This is a genomic window from Burkholderia aenigmatica, assembly GCF_902499175.1.
Lineage (GTDB): Bacteria > Pseudomonadota > Gammaproteobacteria > Burkholderiales > Burkholderiaceae > Burkholderia > Burkholderia aenigmatica.
The window spans coordinates 90,887-106,938 of the sequence record NZ_CABVQC010000024.1; the positions used below are offsets into that span (position 1 = coordinate 90,887).

17 protein-coding genes and 1 tRNA gene are annotated in these 16,052 nt (G+C 63.2%); 5 read left to right on the top strand and 13 right to left on the bottom strand.

The window, feature by feature from the left end; translation table 11 throughout:
* Positions 1 to 355 precede the first annotated feature (355 nt).
* Entirely contained in the window at positions 356 to 718 is a 363-nt protein-coding gene (locus tag BDO18943_RS18765; RefSeq protein WP_175023546.1) for a hypothetical protein, read from the bottom strand.
* A 260-nt stretch (positions 719 to 978) separates the two neighbouring features.
* On the opposite strand from BDO18943_RS18765, the gene BDO18943_RS18770 reads away from it, so the two are divergent.
* On the top strand, positions 979 to 1,779 hold the full coding sequence (locus BDO18943_RS18770; RefSeq protein WP_089449787.1) for a transporter substrate-binding domain-containing protein: 801 nt from the start codon (positions 979 to 981) through the stop codon (positions 1,777 to 1,779).
* Positions 1,780 to 1,837: 58 nt separating this feature from the next.
* Here BDO18943_RS18770 and BDO18943_RS18775 read toward each other — a convergent pair whose 3' ends face one another.
* Entirely contained in the window at positions 1,838 to 2,041 is a 204-nt protein-coding gene (locus BDO18943_RS18775; protein WP_011350748.1) for a hypothetical protein, read from the bottom strand.
* A 356-nt stretch (positions 2,042 to 2,397) separates the two neighbouring features.
* Positions 2,398 to 2,940: a hypothetical protein gene (locus BDO18943_RS18780; protein ID WP_175023547.1), complete on the bottom strand. Its 543-nt coding sequence runs from the start codon at positions 2,938 to 2,940 to the stop codon at positions 2,398 to 2,400.
* A gap of 477 nt (positions 2,941 to 3,417) precedes the next feature.
* Here BDO18943_RS18780 and BDO18943_RS18785 point away from each other — a divergent pair, with 477 nt between their 5' ends.
* The 3 genes from BDO18943_RS18785 to BDO18943_RS18795 all read left to right on the top strand — a co-directional run bounded on the left by BDO18943_RS18785 (position 3,418) and on the right by BDO18943_RS18795 (position 5,930).
* Positions 3,418 to 4,440, top strand: a complete 1,023-nt coding sequence (locus BDO18943_RS18785; RefSeq protein WP_374101781.1) for a sensor histidine kinase — start codon at positions 3,418 to 3,420, stop codon at positions 4,438 to 4,440.
* Between the two features lies 1 nt (position 4,441).
* The gene (locus BDO18943_RS18790; RefSeq protein WP_175023548.1) at positions 4,442 to 5,176 is read left to right on the top strand and encodes a LytR/AlgR family response regulator transcription factor; all 735 of its coding nucleotides are present in this window, start codon (positions 4,442 to 4,444) and stop codon (positions 5,174 to 5,176) included.
* A 157-nt stretch (positions 5,177 to 5,333) separates the two neighbouring features.
* Complete coding sequence (locus BDO18943_RS18795; protein WP_175023549.1) at positions 5,334 to 5,930, top strand: hypothetical protein; 597 nt, start codon at positions 5,334 to 5,336, stop codon at positions 5,928 to 5,930.
* Between the two features lie 62 nt (positions 5,931 to 5,992).
* On the opposite strand, the gene BDO18943_RS18800 is transcribed toward BDO18943_RS18795, so the two are convergent.
* From BDO18943_RS18800 to BDO18943_RS18845, 10 genes are all read right to left on the bottom strand, one after another.
* Complete coding sequence (locus BDO18943_RS18800) at positions 5,993 to 6,250, bottom strand: PAAR domain-containing protein (protein WP_175023550.1); 258 nt, start codon at positions 6,248 to 6,250, stop codon at positions 5,993 to 5,995.
* Positions 6,251 to 6,264: 14 nt separating this feature from the next.
* Positions 6,265 to 7,671, bottom strand: coding sequence for a virulence factor (locus tag BDO18943_RS18805; RefSeq protein WP_235996102.1), 1,407 nt, complete (start codon positions 7,669 to 7,671; stop codon positions 6,265 to 6,267).
* 578 nt (positions 7,672 to 8,249) lie between these two features.
* On the bottom strand, positions 8,250 to 9,377 hold the full coding sequence (locus BDO18943_RS18810; RefSeq protein ID WP_235996101.1) for an acyltransferase family protein: 1,128 nt from the start codon (positions 9,375 to 9,377) through the stop codon (positions 8,250 to 8,252).
* 198 nt (positions 9,378 to 9,575) lie between these two features.
* Positions 9,576 to 9,651, bottom strand: a tRNA-Thr gene (locus BDO18943_RS18815).
* 18 nt (positions 9,652 to 9,669) lie between these two features.
* A complete protein-coding gene (locus BDO18943_RS18820) occupies positions 9,670 to 10,191 on the bottom strand; it encodes a ClpXP protease specificity-enhancing factor (RefSeq protein ID WP_043191742.1) in 522 nt (173 codons plus the stop codon).
* Between the two features lie 66 nt (positions 10,192 to 10,257).
* The gene (locus BDO18943_RS18825) at positions 10,258 to 10,869 is read right to left on the bottom strand and encodes a glutathione S-transferase N-terminal domain-containing protein (protein WP_006400565.1); all 612 of its coding nucleotides are present in this window, start codon (positions 10,867 to 10,869) and stop codon (positions 10,258 to 10,260) included.
* Between the two features lie 92 nt (positions 10,870 to 10,961).
* The gene (locus BDO18943_RS18830; RefSeq protein WP_043191744.1) at positions 10,962 to 11,720 is read right to left on the bottom strand and encodes a cytochrome c1; all 759 of its coding nucleotides are present in this window, start codon (positions 11,718 to 11,720) and stop codon (positions 10,962 to 10,964) included.
* 21 nt (positions 11,721 to 11,741) lie between these two features.
* On the bottom strand, positions 11,742 to 13,124 hold the full coding sequence (locus BDO18943_RS18835) for a cytochrome b (RefSeq protein ID WP_175023552.1): 1,383 nt from the start codon (positions 13,122 to 13,124) through the stop codon (positions 11,742 to 11,744).
* Positions 13,121 to 13,741 carry a ubiquinol-cytochrome c reductase iron-sulfur subunit gene (gene petA, locus BDO18943_RS18840; RefSeq protein WP_011350741.1) on the bottom strand — a complete coding sequence of 207 codons (621 nt, stop codon included), beginning with the start codon at positions 13,739 to 13,741 and terminating at the stop codon, positions 13,121 to 13,123. The genes BDO18943_RS18835 and petA overlap by 4 nt, the downstream gene beginning before the upstream one ends.
* A 218-nt stretch (positions 13,742 to 13,959) precedes the next feature.
* On the bottom strand, positions 13,960 to 14,706 hold the full coding sequence (locus BDO18943_RS18845; RefSeq protein WP_089449776.1) for a Nif3-like dinuclear metal center hexameric protein: 747 nt from the start codon (positions 14,704 to 14,706) through the stop codon (positions 13,960 to 13,962).
* Positions 14,707 to 14,727: 21 nt separating this feature from the next.
* Here BDO18943_RS18845 and BDO18943_RS18850 point away from each other — a divergent pair, with 21 nt between their 5' ends.
* Positions 14,728 to 15,933, top strand: a complete 1,206-nt coding sequence (locus tag BDO18943_RS18850) for a Do family serine endopeptidase (RefSeq protein WP_043191754.1) — start codon at positions 14,728 to 14,730, stop codon at positions 15,931 to 15,933.
* The last annotated feature ends 119 nt before the right edge of the window (positions 15,934 to 16,052 follow it).

The following is a 16,052-nucleotide window of genomic DNA, read 5'->3' on the forward strand; positions in this document are numbered from 1 at the left end:
TGCAACAGTTTCTGCTGTCGTCAGCAAGCTCGCAGTCTTCGGAAAGGCATCCCTCATCAGTTGAACTGCAGCAGGAACAACAACCAGGCAGGACGGAAATCCCGGGGGATTGAGCTTATTTCCGGCTCTTTCAAACGGTGGTTATCAATCGAGTTACCCCCAGCGGCCCCGGGGAAGAGGCTGACCATTCAGCCCAAGCGGATCGATCCACTGCACAGGATTGGGTGCGTACTGGAAGACGTTGCCCCCTCGCGAGTCCGATCGGATCCATCGACACGCAGCGCCACGACACCGGATCATCGTACCGGTGTCAGTTATCGCGCCGCCCTGTCTATTTCGCTCTCCAGAGCCCGCTTCACGGCACCAGTATGTCGTACAGATACAGCATCGGCTGTGCCGCGTTGTCCTTCTTCACTCGAAAGATCATGAACGCGTCCGAACGCCCCCCTTCCGAGAAGATGGGTACCTCGATCGATAGCCCGTCCGATTGGTGTCCGCCAATTTCGAATACGTAACCATTCATCAGCGCCTCATCCGGGATCGGACGAACCGCCTCCCCACACAAGCAGGATCTCAGCGCAGCTCGGTACTCCGATGCCGTGCCTGGTGCGGCGAGTCCCTGGCGCACCAGTTCCTCAAAGTGATCATGGATCAATGCGTCGTAGATATGCCTCACTAACGGGGCATGCATCGGATAGTCCACCAATTTACGTTCCACGCTCCCTCCTATCTCCGATTCCTTTCGGTTCGCATTGGCGTCTTTCCATTGAATCCGATGTTTTCGAAACAGGGAACGTGGGGTGGGCAGCCGCCACGCCAGCCGTCCGCCGCATCCATGAAATCGATCTCAATCAGGGCCAATTCGACTTCCAGCGCGGCGCGGTTGCGAGTAGTGTCTACGTGCCCGTATTGCTGCCCGCCGCGCCCGACCGGCGCCCGGCGCTTACCCCACACCCCGCTGACCACTGGAGATCTGCGATGAAACGTTCGAAGTTCCTGCTATCGGGCCTGCTGCTCGCGTCGGCCCTCGGATTCACGGCCGTCGCCGCGCACGCGGACGACCTGCTCGACTCGGTCAAGAAAGCCGGCGTGCTCCGGGTCGGCCTCGAAGGCACCTATCCGCCGTTCAACTCGCGCGGCACGTCGGGCCAGCTCGAGGGCTTCGACGTCGACGTCGCGAACGCTGTCGCCGGCAAGCTCGGCGTGAAGACGCAGTTCGTCCCGACCGAATGGAGCGGCATCATCGCCGGCCTGCAGGCCGGCAAGTTCGACGTGATCGTCAACCAGGTCACGATCACGCCGCAGCGCAAGGAAGCGCTCGATTTCAGCCAGCCGTACACGTACTCGGCCGCGCAGCTGATCCAGCGCAAGGACGACACGCGCAACTTCAAGTCGCTCGACGACTTCAAGGGCAAGAAGCTCGGTGTGACGCTCGGTACCAACTATGACCAGATGGCACGCACCGTGCCGGGCATCGAGGTGCAGACGTATCCGGGCGCGCCGGAGAAGCTGCGCGACCTCGCCGCGGGCCGGATCGAGGCGACGCTCGACGATCGCCTGATGCTGCCGTACATGATCAAGACGTCCAACCTGCCGCTGCGCGCGGGCGCGGTGCTGAACGGCGGCAAGCAGGAAATGGCGATCCCGTTCCGCAAGGGCAACCCGAAGTTCGAGAAGGCGATCAACGACGCGCTCGACTCGCTGCGCAAGGACGGCACGCTGAAGAAGATCTCGATGCACTGGTTCGGCAGCGACGTGACCGTGCCGGTCGCGCAGTAAACGGCCCGGCACTGAACGCGTCACGCCCTTCGTCTCGATGAAGGCGTGACGCTTCCCCTCAGGCCGCTTCGTCGAAGCGCGCCAGCAGCATCTGGCCGATCGGCGTCAGCGCCGGGCGCGCCGCCACGGCATTCATGCGCACCTGCGTATCGTCAACCAGCCGCTTCTCGACCAGCACGGCGAAGGCCGGATTCGACGGATCGACGCTGTCCGGCGCACGCGCGACGCGCAACAGCATCGAGAATTCATGCGGACTCAGCATGGTCTCTGTCTCCTGATCGTCCGCGGTCCGGTTCGAGCCGGCGTCGATCGTATTTTCGAATGAAATGGCGCGATGCATGACCACTGCGCCGTCGGGAGCGAGATCCCGATCGGCCCCCGACTGCGACGCGGGCACGTCGTCGCGAGCAGGTTGCGCACGTTCCCGGTCCGGCGGTGCCGCCGCGACGGGAACGTGCAACGTTATGGGCGCACCATGACGTGACCGTGACAGGAAAACGGGGCGCAAATCGATGCGCGTCATATGCCGTTTCGGTTCGATGCCCCTACGATTGACGAAGACGAGCCGCATCGCTTGTCAGGCCGTCAGTTGCCCGCTCGCGCGCCGTTTCGCGCCCTTCATCGCGGATCGACCGAATACGGGAAACCCCCACGCCCCGATCCGTTCGCATGGCGCATGCAGCGCATAACCACGTTCACCGCGCGCCCAAGTGTCATCCCGATGAGCACGCCCCATACCGCGAACGACAGCATCACGAAGCCGCTCGTCGCCGCCCACGGTGCATGCACGGCGACCGCGTAATGGATGCCCGTTTCGGCGACGAACGTCAGCATCAGCGTGACGAGCAGGCTCGCGTCGCCGGGCAGGCGCACGCGCAGGCCCGACGACGCCGGACGGTACTCGAGCCGCCACCGGCCCGCGTGCAGCCAGCCCAGCGCCGCGCCCCCCAGGACGGCTGCCAGTGCGATCGCGTTCGCGTCGATGCCGGCATGCGGGAAGAGTCCGTTCAGGCTGACGATGCCGAGCATGCCAAAAGCGACCGGCGAGATCAGCGGTCGTGCAGCCGGCACCTCGCGCGGGAAACAGCGCTTGATGCCGATATAGAGCAGCACGCAAAACATGACGTACACGTAAGGCTTCAGGTGAAGGAGCGTGGACATGGTCGGAGTCGCCTGATCGAAGTGGACACGGCAACACCGTACTGCCCGGCCCCGACAGGCGGTACGGCTTGCGACGGGAGGCAGGAATTCGCAGACGAGTTGCGCGTCGCGGCGACGATCGTTCAGCGAATCGGGACGACCGACGCGCGCGGCATCCGGCAACCGGCGTCGTCCGGACCGAAAGGTCCGCCTTCGCCGGGACAGTCGGCGCGTCGTGCCCGACGCGAAACCGGCAACACCCCGTGTCCTTCCGCAGCCCCTTCCACTACACTCGTGACGGAAACGGGCCAACCGTCGGCGGCCGAAGCACTTCGTCGAAGCCGCGCGCCGTTCGTCGCAATCCGCACGCGGTCGGCCCGACCGGCAGTAAGGTCAGGCCATCGGCGCATCGCGCGCCTTCCCTCACCCGACACCATGCGAGCCACATCCGACCCATCGCCGATTCCGCAGCCACCCGCCGGCGCCCCGCCGCGGCTGCTGCGCGACCCGGCCGCGCTGCTCGCGTTTGCGTGCTTCAACTCGGTCGTCGGGCTGGGGTTCTGGGCCATCCATTTCAACGAACCGCTGCTGCCCTACCTCGTCGTCGCCAACGCGATCGGTTTCTGCGCGCTGCTGTTCAGCTATGCCGCCGACCGGCTGCTGCCGCGCAAGCCCGGGCTCGCATTGAAGACCCTCGTGATCGCGCCGGCCAGCGTGCTTATCGGTTTCGAGATCTCGGCAACGATCGTCGGCGGGAACGTGCCGCACGTGTTCGGGCGCGCCCGCATCGGAACGTGGGACAACTACGGGCCGTCGTTGCTCATCTCGGCGATCCTGTTCGTGTGCGTGTCGCTGTTCCTGCAGTCCATGCGCATGCGTGCGACGCTCGAGACCGAGCGCCGCGAAGCCGCCGAAGCGCGCCAGGCCGAGACGGCCGCGCGCCTGGCGCTGTTGCAGGCGCAGATCGAGCCGCACTTTCTGTTCAATACGCTCGCGAACGTGCAGAGCCTGATCGAGCGCGATCCGGCTCGCGCATCGACGATGCTCGACAGCCTGAACCGCTACCTCCGTGCGAGCCTGCGACGCACGCGCGATGCGACGTCGACGCTCGGCGAGGAACTCGAACTCGTCGAGGCGTTGCTGAAGATCGCGTCGATCCGCCTCGGCGAGCGGCTTTCGTATGCGATCGACGTGCCGGCGGATCTGCACGCGCTGCCGTTCTCGCCGCTGCTACTGCAACCGCTCGTCGAAAATGCGCTGCTGCACGGAATCGAGCCGTCGATCGACGGCGGCGTGATCGTGATTCGCGGCCGGATGCGCGGCGACCGGCTCGAACTGAACGTGATCGATACGGGTGTCGGCCTCGGCAACGGCGACACGCGCCTGCATGGCGGCGTCGGGCTGGCCAACGTAATGGCGCGCATCCGGACGCTGCACGGCGAGCGCGGCCGCGTCTCCGTCGAGACGAACACCGCCGCCGCGCATGGCGTCACCGCGACCTTGCTGATTCCGATCGACTGACATGCCGACCGCCCTCATCGCCGATGACGAACCGAACCTGTCCGCGTCGCTCGCGCAGCGGCTGGGCACGCTCTGGCCCGAACTGGACATCGTCGCGATGCCGCGCAACGGCATCGAAACGCTGGCCGCGCTGAACGCGTCGCCACGCCCGGACATCGCGTTTCTCGACATCCGCATGCCCGGCATCGACGGGCTGAAGCTCGCTGCGCTCGTACCCGACGTGCATGTCGTGTTCGTCACGGCCTACGACGAATATGCGGTCGATGCGTTCGATCGTGCCGCGGTCGACTACCTGCTGAAGCCGGTGACGGACGAGCGGCTGCTGCGCTGTATCGCGAAACTGCAGCGCGGCGGGCCGGCGCTCGCGCAAACCGATGCGCTCACGCAGGCGGCGCAAGCGAGAGAAGCGGCGCCGATCCGCTGGCTGACCGTGGGCGTAAAGGATGCGACGCGGCTCGTATCGGTCGATGACGTGTTGTATTTCCAGGCATCGGAGAAATACACCGAAGTCGTCACGGCTGGCGAACGACTCGTGATTCGCACGCCGTTGAAGGAACTGATGCAGCGGCTCGATCCGGAGCGGTTCGCGCAGGTGCATCGCGGCGTGATCGTTGCGTATGCAGCGATCGATCGTGTCGAGCGCGATCTGCTGGGAAGGTTGCGGATTCACGTGCACGGACAGCGCGAGATGCTGCCGGTCAGTCGGGCGTATGCGGGGTTGTTCAGGCAGATGTGATGCGGGGCGGCTGGCGGCCGGGGCGACAGGATTACGTTCTGACAGATCTTGGACGACGCGTTGGCAAACCGCGCCGCATCCAACACAATCACGCGAACATCCCGCATTCGGCGGCGTGGCATCGCACAAACACGGCGCCCCATCCGGCAGACCCGTCATGAAAACACTACGTGGAATGACAACGTGCGTGGTCGCAGCGCTCGTGAGCGGCTGCGTGACCACGCCGAATCTCGTCGACGAGAGCGTGGCCGGCATCACGCCGACGCACGCGAGCGGGATCCTGATCGTCGTGGACGGCAAGATCTTCGATTCGCCGTCATTCGGCAGCGAGGGCCGCGCCTATCTGGCAGGACTCGGCGAAGGCATCCAGGGCACGCTGACGGACATCCCGACGCAGCTCGTCGAGCTCGACGTCATGAAGTTCGTCGATCCGATACCGCATGCGCTGGACGCGATGCATCCGAGTCACCTGGTTCGCCTGTACACGGCGTCCGACTTGCGCCGCAACGACACGCCCGTGAGTGCGACGTGGCAGATGACCGTATCCGACGTCAAGATGACGCCAGTCGCGCCGACCGACGAAAAGCCGGCAGGGACGCGCTACACGTTCAAGCCGATCTACAAGGCGCGCGCCGATGGCGACACGTGCGTCGATTCCGACAGTCTCGCGAAGCAATGCGGGGCGGCGATGGGAAAGATACTCGGCGATGCACTGCGCGCCGCGCATGTGATGCAGATCGGCGCAGGGACATAGGCGACATGGCTTTCGCCGCTGACGATCACCTTGTCAACCCGGAAGACCGGGCTCCGTCCGAATCACGAGCGTCCCGACGTCGGCAACGATGAAATCAGCACGGCGCCGCATGAAGTCTTGTGACCTTCGAACGCCGCATGCGCCCCCTCGATGTCGAACTGCCCATCGCCCTCGACGACAACACACGGTCCATGTAACGGGCACGTACAGCGGTCACCGACGCGTGCAGGTGCACGGCCCATGACATCGCTGTTTGGCGCCCCTGTCTCGACATAGCCACCGTGACTGTGGACGTCGCCCACTCGAATGATTCCTCGCATGGTCAGTTGTCCGGTCAGTAGGAATAGCCCTGCATGCCGTAGTCCGTGTCGTGGCGACGCCCCCACCACGGCAGATACGCATTGTTCTCGCCCCGCGCGCGGAACCAGTCCTTGTCCGGATCGATCGCCGTGACTTTCGACGGCGGCACCACTACCACCGCCGTCGGATGCTGCGCATCCGTCGTCCCCGCCACCAGCACCTTCTCACCGAAGTGATTCGCTCGCCCGATCGCCAGCACCACGTCCGTCAATGCCGTACCCGCTCCCATCGGACCCAGCAGTGCCGGCGTATTGAACGTCTGCTTGCTGAAGTTGTAGTCCGGCAGCACTTCCGTCAACGTCTGCGACAACGCGCCGATCCGCTCCGACGCCGCCTCGCCTCCGCGACCTGCATCGTGCACCACGAAGTTCAGCGACGGCACCGTCACGCCCGCGTTGCGCGCCGCGCTGTCGATCGTGGCCTTCCACGCCTGTACCGTACGCGTGGTGCCGGCCTTCGCCTCGTAGTCCTTGACGTTGCCCGTCGCCGCTCGGCCGATCCACGCCAGCGGTTCACGCTCCGTCTTGAAGTTCGGCCCGACGAGAAACAGCACCACCATGTTCTCGTTGATCTGCGCGTCTTTCGGCGGGAAGCTCGGCGCGTCCCAGTTCATCACCCACGCGCTCTTGTCCGGGTTCGCCTGCAGGTAATCCAGTGCGCGGTTCAGCGACGTAAAGCCGGCGTTTGCACCGCCCTTGTTGACGTGGACGTCGGGAGGGGTATTTTTGCTCCAAAGATCCAGGAAGTATTTATTCCCGATGTTGAATTCACTGACGATGCTCTGTTGCAGATAGGCCTGAGCCTCGCCAGCATCCAATCTATCCGGCACGGCAAACTCCACGCGGATACCTGCCAACTCGCGCCAGTCATCCTTATTCCTGGACTTGACCGTGTAGAAATACTTGGCGTTCATCACATAGCGATCACCGAACAACCCAAGCAGCTTACTGACGTATTTGTGGTAGAAACCTTGGAACGTTTCAGTGCCTTGATTGCCATACGCCACACCTGCGACCGACTGTAGCGTCGTAAACGACTTCGGATCCGTCCGAACCATGTCGTCGTTTTTATTGGGTTTAGCGAGCCCCATGGTCCACAAAACCTGCCATTCAGTTGGATAGTCGCGCCGCTGCAGTGGGTTCAGCCACTCGAGTCCGACAACTTGCGCTACAAACGGCGCAACACCTTCGTTCGTATTCGACACCGCGGCATCTTTCTGCGTTGCGGTATCCGCGCGCGCAGGCGTCACCGTCACGATGATCGACACAACAAACGCCAGAACGGCTTCCAGGGTTGGCACTATCAACAGTCGCTTCATCCATTCTCCCGCGCTCAATTCGCCACGAGGCATATGTGCTGCGAAAACACTCCAGCCGCACATGATACCCATCGTGACAATCCACCTGCAGGACAAGATAAATATCGATCGTGATTCATCCACCCGATTTTTATAAATATCTCAGCAGTACCAAGCAATGATTTAAAAAAATGAGCACCCGAAAAAACATCGACACGAATATTCACGCGCGCTACCGAACGCGTCCCTAGCAAAGGAAACTTGAATACGACAAAGGGCCATGCAAACATTGCGTCGCCCTATGTTTCGGAATATTGCGCGTGAATGCAGTCGAATCTCGCGGAGCCGGCAACATTCGAGCACGAGCGCGCCGCGCCCCCGTACGCAATCAGCCGCCCCAAGATCCGTCGACAGATCCTTCAACCCTGAATTGCAGATCACCGCGGCAATCGTCTTGCCACGCACCTCGTCGGCCAACCGGTGTTGGCTTGCGACCGGGGCAACAGGATCACGTTCCGACAGAACATGGACGGCGCATTTGCAAAGCCGCGCCACACCCAGCACGTTCGCACGAACACACTGTATCCACCGCCCCGCAGATCAGCCGTCGGAAGCGCCTGACGACACCCGTCAAGCCACCGACGGCCGGGCAAGGCGGCGCGCTAAGTGCGAGGCGCTTGCCCCGGAAGATCGTCGCGCCGATCGTCGTTGCTCCGCGGCCGACGTCCTGGCAGCACCGGCAAGCAACGTTGCAACGCGTCGAACACGTGCAGCAGCCCACGTTTGAGCGGGCCCGCAATGGGCTTCTCGACGACCACGTGCACCAACAGCGCGGCCACGATCGCCGCTGCGACCACGGCCCAAAACATCGCGACCGGATCGACAGCCGTGCCCACTCGATTGAACAGCATGTAGCCGACGTGCTGATGAATCAGGTACAGCGGATAGCTGACCGCGCCGAACCAGACCCACCGCGGGCTGGCGAGCATCGGCGTGCGACGCAACGCGAGCACGAGCATCACGACGAAGAACGCGGTCATCACGATCGCCACGATTGCCGGATTCAGCGGATGCTTGAGGTGCTCGCTGAAATACGGCAGGAGTCGGGATTCGTGGTAAAGCGACAGCACCCAGGCCGCACCGACGAGCAGGATGCGCGACGGCGACAGGCCACGCTCGCGGATCAGGAAGATGGCGGCACCCGCGATGAAGAAGCCCGCATAATCCGTGACCAGGAACGCCTGGAGCTTGACGATCTGGTGCCACTCGACCCACACAGTCGCAATCAGCCATGCGAACAGCCAGCGCTCGGCGCGACGGATCTGGCCAATGAGGAGCAGGATCCCGACCAGCCGGTAGAACCGCAGCTCCGCCCCCAGGGACCAATACGCGCCGTCGATCGAGTCGGTGCCGAATCCGCCGCCGAGCATCACCATGTTCACGAGGTATTGCGGCCACGTCGCAACGAAACGATCGCCCCCGATCGCGAGCGTCACGAGAAAGGTGATCGTGCAGCAGGCCCAGAAAGCCGGCAGCAGGCGGGAGGCGCGCGACGCGATGAACCGCTTGATGCTTCCGTCACCCGCCGTCATCAGGATCACGAAACCGCTGATCATGAAAAACAGGTGCACGCCGAGGTAGCCGTACTTCGCGACCGGCTCGAGTGCCGGATAGTGCATGGTGGTCATGTCGTCGGCCGCGTATCCCCGGAACGCGTAGTGAAAGAACACGACGGCCACTGCGGCAACGAAGCGAAACAGGTCAAGCTCGGGAATTCGAGAGGACTTCACGGTCGATTCCTGTCGGAATTGTCGTTGCGGAGTGCGCCGGCCCGGCGACGGCTGGTCTTCGCACCGCGACCCATTCGTGCCCGTTCGTAATCGCGAACGAGCGGGCCTGCGAGCACCGCCACGCCGTGCTGGACAGGCGAGCGATGTTCCGGAAACGCGAAGGGGCTACGCAAACATCGCGTAACCCCTTGTCAGATATGGTGCCGGCTGCAGGACTCGAACCCGCCACCTGATGATTACAAATCAACTGCTCTACCAGATGAGCTAAGCCGGCGTAGCGCGAGATTCTACCTCATTTCACGATCTTGAGGCGAGGTCTGCTGCCACCTTTCGAGCCGTCGCCGTCAGTTTTCGGCGGTTCGTCGGCACCTTCGGACGGCTCCTCGTTCGCGCCGCGCTCGGCAACCGGTGTCAGCGTCGACGAAGACTCATCACGCTGCACGTCGTCGGCCTGCGCAGCTTCGTCGTCGAACGCGCCAGAATCCTCGCCTTCGCCCGCGACCGCATCGACCTGGAACGCCATGCCCTGCCCGTTCTCGCGCGCATAGATCGCGAGCACGTTGGCAACCGGAATCTCGATCTTGTGCGCTTTCCCGGAGAACCGGGCCGTGAATTCGATCCACTCGTTGCCCATCTGCAACTGGCTCGTCGCCTCGAAGCTGATGTTGAGCACGATCTCGCCGTCACGCACGAACTGACGCGGCACGCGCGTCGAGTTGTCGACCCTCACCGCGATATGCGGCGTGTAACCGTTATCGGTGCACCACTCGTACAGCGCGCGCAGCAGATAAGGCTTCGTTGAAATCTCTTGCATCACAATCCTCGAACCCGGAGCGGGGGCGCGGCACGCCGCGCCGCCCTCTCCGTCATGCCTGCAACATTAACGACGCATGACCTTTTCGGACGGCGTCAGTGCTTCGATATACGCCGGACGGCTGAAGATCCGTTCCGCGTACTTCATCAGCGGCGCGGCGTTCTTCGACAGCTCGATGCCGTAGTGATCCAGACGCCACAGCAGCGGTGCGATCGCGACGTCGAGCATCGAGAACTCTTCGCCGAGCATGTACTTGTTCTTCACGAAGATCGGCGCGAGTTGCGTCAGGCGATCGCGGATCGCGAGGCGTGCCTTCTCGTGGTTCTTCTCCGCTGCCTTGCCCTTCTCGTTCTCGAGCGTGCTGACGTGGACGAACAGTTCCTTCTCGAAGTTGAGCAGGAACAGGCGTGCACGTGCGCGCTGCACGGGGTCGGCCGGCATCAGTTGCGGATGCGGGAAGCGCTCGTCGATGTACTCGTTGATGATGTTCGATTCGTACAGGATCAGGTCGCGCTCGACCAGAATCGGCACCTGACCGTACGGGTTCATCACCGAAATGTCTTCCGGCTTGTTGAACAGGTCGACGTCACGGATTTCGAAGTCCATGCCCTTCTCGAACAGCACCAGCCGGCAACGCTGGGAGAACGGGCAAGTTGTGCCGGAATACAGAACCATCATGTTTGCGTTTCCTCAAAAAAGCCGAGGGCCGGCACGCGGCGAACCCCTTCCGGGGTTCCACCTTGCGCCGGCCCCACGCCGGTCAGGCGTGATTACTTGATATCTTTCCAGTATGCGGCATTGAGCCGCCAGGCCAGGAAAGTCAGGACACCGAGAAAGATCAGCACCCATACGCCGAGGCGTTTGCGGGTCTGCTGAGCCGGCTCGGACATCCAGGTCATGTACGCCACCAGGTCGGCAACCGCAGCATCATAATCCACCGCGGACAATGTCCCCGGCGTGACCTGCTGGAAGCCGACGAGCGTATGGACCTTCTCGCCCGTCTCCTCGTCCGTCTTGTCTTCGAATTTGGCGGTGCGCTGCCCCTGCATCTGCCACAGGACATGGGGCATGCCGACGTTCTCGAACACCGCGTTGTTCCAGCCGGTCGGCCGTGTATCGTCGCGATAGAAGCTGCGCAGATACGTATACAGCCAGTCGCGGCCGCGCGCCCGCTCCTCGACCGACAGGTCGGGCGGCGAGGTGCCGAGCCAGTTCTTCGCGTCTTCAGGGCGCATCGCGACGGACATCGTGCTCCCGACCTTGTCGGTCGTGAACAGGAGATTCGTTTCGATCTCCTTCTGGGATATGCCCAGATCCGTCAGACGGTTGTAGCGCATCAGGTTCGCGCTGTGGCAGTTCAGGCAATAGTTTACAAACAATTGCGCGCCGTGCTGAAGCGAAACGAGATTTTCCGTGTTATCGGGCGCCCGGTCGAGCGGAAAATTACCTTCCGCCCGAACCGCCGGCGCCACCAGCAGCGCACACGCGGTCGCCCCGATCAGCGCGAGTGTCGAAAGCAGTTTCTTCATGTCGTTCTCTCCTCGCTCACGTTAATGGGGCTTGAAGCGCACCCGCTCCGGCGGCTGCTTGAACGTGCCAAGCGGCGTCCAGACGGGCATGCCGAGGAAGAACGCGAAGTAGATCAGCGCGCAGCCCTGCGCGATCAGCGTCGCGACCGGCGATGGCGGCCGTGTGCCGAGGAACGCGAGGGTCAGGAACGCGGCGACGAAGATCCCGAGGAACACCTTGTGGAACAGCGGCCGGTAGCGGATCGACTTCACCGGGCTGCGGTCGAGCCACGGCAGGAAGAACAGCGTGATCACCGCCGAACCCATCACGACGACACCCCAGAACTTCGACTCCGTCAGGTACATGAATACGACGATCGCCGCGGCCAGCACCGGCAGCCCGGCCTTCCACTTGCCGCGCGCGCGGATCAGCGCGAGCACGCCGAGCAGCGCGATCACGATCATCAGCACGATCTTGAACGGGTCGGTGGTTGCGCGCAGCATCGCGTAGAACGCGGTGAAGTACCAGACCGGCGCGATCTCGGGCGGCGTCTGCAGCGGGTTCGCCGGGACGAAGTTGTTCGCCTCGAGGAAGTAGCCGCCCATCTCCGGCGAGAAGAACACGATCAGCGCGAACACCATCAGGAACACGCACACGCCGAGGAAATCGTGCACCGAGTAGTACGGATGGAACGGAATGCCGTCGAGCGGCACGCCGTTCGCGTCCTTCTTCGCCTTGATCTCGATGCCGTCCGGGTTGTTCGAGCCCACTTCATGCAGCGCGACCAGGTGCGCGATCACGAGGCCGACCAGCACGAGCGGAATCGCGATCACGTGGAACGCGAAGAAGCGGTTCAGCGTGACGTCCGACACCACGTAGTCGCCGCGAATCCACAGCGACAGGTCGGGGCCGACGAACGGGATCGCCGAGAACAGGTTCACGATCACCTGCGCGCCCCAGAACGACATCTGGCCCCACGGCAGCAGGTAGCCGAAGAACGCCTCGGCCATCAGGCACAGGAAGATCGCGCAGCCGAAGATCCACACGAGTTCGCGCGGCTTGCGGTACGACCCGTAAAGCAGCCCGCGGAACATGTGCAGGTAGACGACCACGAAGAACATCGACGCGCCCGTGGAGTGCATGTAGCGGATCAGCCAGCCCCACGGCACCTCGCGCATGATGTACTCGACCGACGCAAACGCGAGCGTCGAGTCGGGCTTGTAGTTCATCGTCAGGAAGATGCCCGTGACGATCTGGTTGACGAGCACCAGCAGCGCGAGGGAGCCGAAGAAGTACCAGAAGTTGAAGTTCTTCGGCGCGTAGTACTCGGAAACGTGCTTCTTCCAGGTGGACGTGAGCGGGAAGCGCTGATCGATCCAGCCGGTGAGACCTGTCGTGGAGACTTCCTTGTTGTCGGCCATCACGCTTCTCCTTTCTCGTCCTTGCCGATCACGAGGGTCGTCGCCGACGTGAACATGTAGGGCGGGATGTCGAGATTCTGAGGCGCCGGCTTGTTCTTGAACACACGGCCGGCGAGGTCGTAGGTCGAACCATGGCACGGGCACAGGAAGCCGCCCGGCCAGTCGTCCGGCAGGTTCGGCTGCGGACCCGGCGTGAAGCGTTGGCTTGGCGTGCAGCCGAGGTGCGTACACACGGCCATCACGACGAGAATGTTCTTGCGATCGGCCCGCGAGCGATATTCGTTCGCGCAATACGCGGGCAACGGCATCGTATAGGGCTTTTCGGTGGTCGGATCGGCCACTTCCTTGTCGGCCTTGACCACGTCGGCCAGCATCGCGTCGGTGCGGTTCAGGATCCACACCGGCTTGCCGCGCCACGGCACGGTGACCATTTCACCGGGCTTCAGCCCGCTGATGTCGACTTCGACCGGTGCACCGGCCGCTTTCGCTTTCGCGGACGGCGCAAGCGACGCCGCGAAAGGTATGACGGTGGCTACGCCTCCTACGCCACCTGCTACGGATGTCGCAATCAGCCAGGTACGGCGGCCGCTGTCGACGCGTTTCTCTTCCTTGTCTCGCATCACACGCCCCACTTCTGAGTTGGATTTTCCGTCACGACTTTCCATTCCGCCGCTAGTTTGCTCGAATGGAGTCGCCATTTACAAGGCCCGGAGATGAAAATCCCTTCGAAGTGATTGATAGTTAAGGGTTTTCCCCCACTATCGGAGCGATTAAATCATTTCACTTTTAAGCATCCGCTACATTGTGAAATTTCGATGCGCTGCCGCAAATCCGGCATTCAGACCGGGTTATGGATATCGATAAAAAGGTGTTCGATATCGAATTCTTCGGACAAGTGGGCACCCAGTGCCTGGATTCCGTAGCGTTCGGTCGCATGGTGCCCTGCCGCAACGAACGCGACGCCGCTCTCGGCGGCCGTATGCGTCACGTATTCGGACACCTCGCCGGTCAGGAACACGTCGGCGCCGGCATCGATCGCCGCATCGAAATAGCTTTGCGCGGCGCCCGTGCACCACGCAATGCGACGCAGCTGCGTGTCCAAATCGCCGAGCACGAGCGGCGTGCGGCCGAGCGTGCGCTCGACCTTCGCGACGAAGTGCTCGAGCGTGACGGGCATCGGCAGCGTCGCCATCCAGCCGAGGTCGCCTTCGCCGAAACGCTGCTCGCCGATCAGCCCGAGCCGCTCGCCGAGCTGCGCGTTGTTGCCGAATTCGGGATGCGCGTCGAGCGGCAGGTGGAACGCGAACAGATTCAGGTCGTTCGCGAGCAGCAGCTTCAGCCGCTGGTACTTGCGGCCCGTGATCTGTGGCGGCTCGTTGCGCCAGAAATAGCCGTGATGGACGAGCACGGCATCCGCCCCCCATTCGAGCGCGGCTTCGAGAAACGCGACCGACGCCGTCACGCCGGTGGCGATCTTCTCGATCTTGCGGCGCCCCTCGACCTGGAGGCCATTCGGGCAATAGTCCTTGAAGCGCGCGGTTTCAAGGGTATTGTTCAAGTACAATTCAAGTTCGATCCGATCCATATAAACCTCTAATCCATTCAGATGCTTAGACGCTTCTGGCTGTTCTTCGCGCAGGCGGTTACCGTACTGCTCGCGCTGATGTTCATCGTCGTGACGCTCAAGCCGCAATGGCTGCAACGGCAAGGACAGCTCGGCAAGCAGCTCGCCACGCCGATCGTTGCGCTGCGGGAAGTCGCGCCGGGCATCGGCGGCGCGCCGGCGACCACGTCGTACGCCGAGGCCGCGCAAAAGGCGATGCCGGCCGTCGTCAACGTCTTCTCCAGCAAGGACGGCTCACTGCCGCCCGACCCGCGCGCGAAAGATCCGCTGTTCCGCTACTTCTTCGGCGACCGCAACGCCCGCAAGCAGCAGGACGAACCGGCCGCCAACCTTGGCTCGGGCGTTATCGTGAGCCCTGAAGGTTACATTCTAACGAACCAGCACGTCGTGGACGGCGCCGACCAGATCGAAGTCGCGCTCGCCGACGGCCGCACGGCCACCGCGAAGGTGATCGGCAGCGATCCCGAGACCGATCTCGCGGTGCTGAAGATCAACATGACGAACCTGCCGACGATCACGCTCGGCCGCTCCGACCAGTCGCGCGTCGGCGACGTCGTGCTCGCGATCGGCAACCCGTTCGGCGTCGGCCAGACGGTCACGATGGGGATCATCAGCGCGCTGGGCCGCAACCACCTCGGCATCAACACGTTCGAGAACTTCATCCAGACCGACGCACCGATCAACCCGGGCAACTCGGGCGGCGCGCTGGTCGACGTGAACGGCAACCTGCTCGGCATCAACACGGCGATCTACTCGCGCTCGGGCGGCTCGCTCGGGATCGGCTTCGCCATCCCCGTGTCGACCGCACGCACGGTGCTCGAAAGCATCATCACGACGGGCTCGGTCACGCGCGGCTGGATCGGCGTCGAGCCACAGGACGTCACACCGGAGATCGCCGAGTCGTTCGGGCTGTCGCAGAAATCGGGCGCGATCGTCGCCGGCGTGCTGCAGGGCGGCCCGGCCGACAAGGCCGGCATCAAGCCGGGCGACATCCTGGTCTCGGTCAACGGCGACGAGATCACCGACACGACGAAGCTGTTGAACACCGTCGCGCAGATCAAGCCGGGCACGCCGACCAAGGTGCACGTCGTGCGCAAGGGCAAGGAGTTCGACGTGAACGTCGTGATCGGCAAGCGCCCGCCGCCGCCGAAGCAGACGCTCGACGAGCAGGACAGCGATACCGAATGACGTCGGGCGAGCGGCGCACTGCCGCATGCCGAGCACCGTCGGTGTCAAGTCCTGGAATAGGTTGACAGTATCCAGACGCTAGAACGCCCGATGCACCGCATCGGGCGTTTTGTATTTCA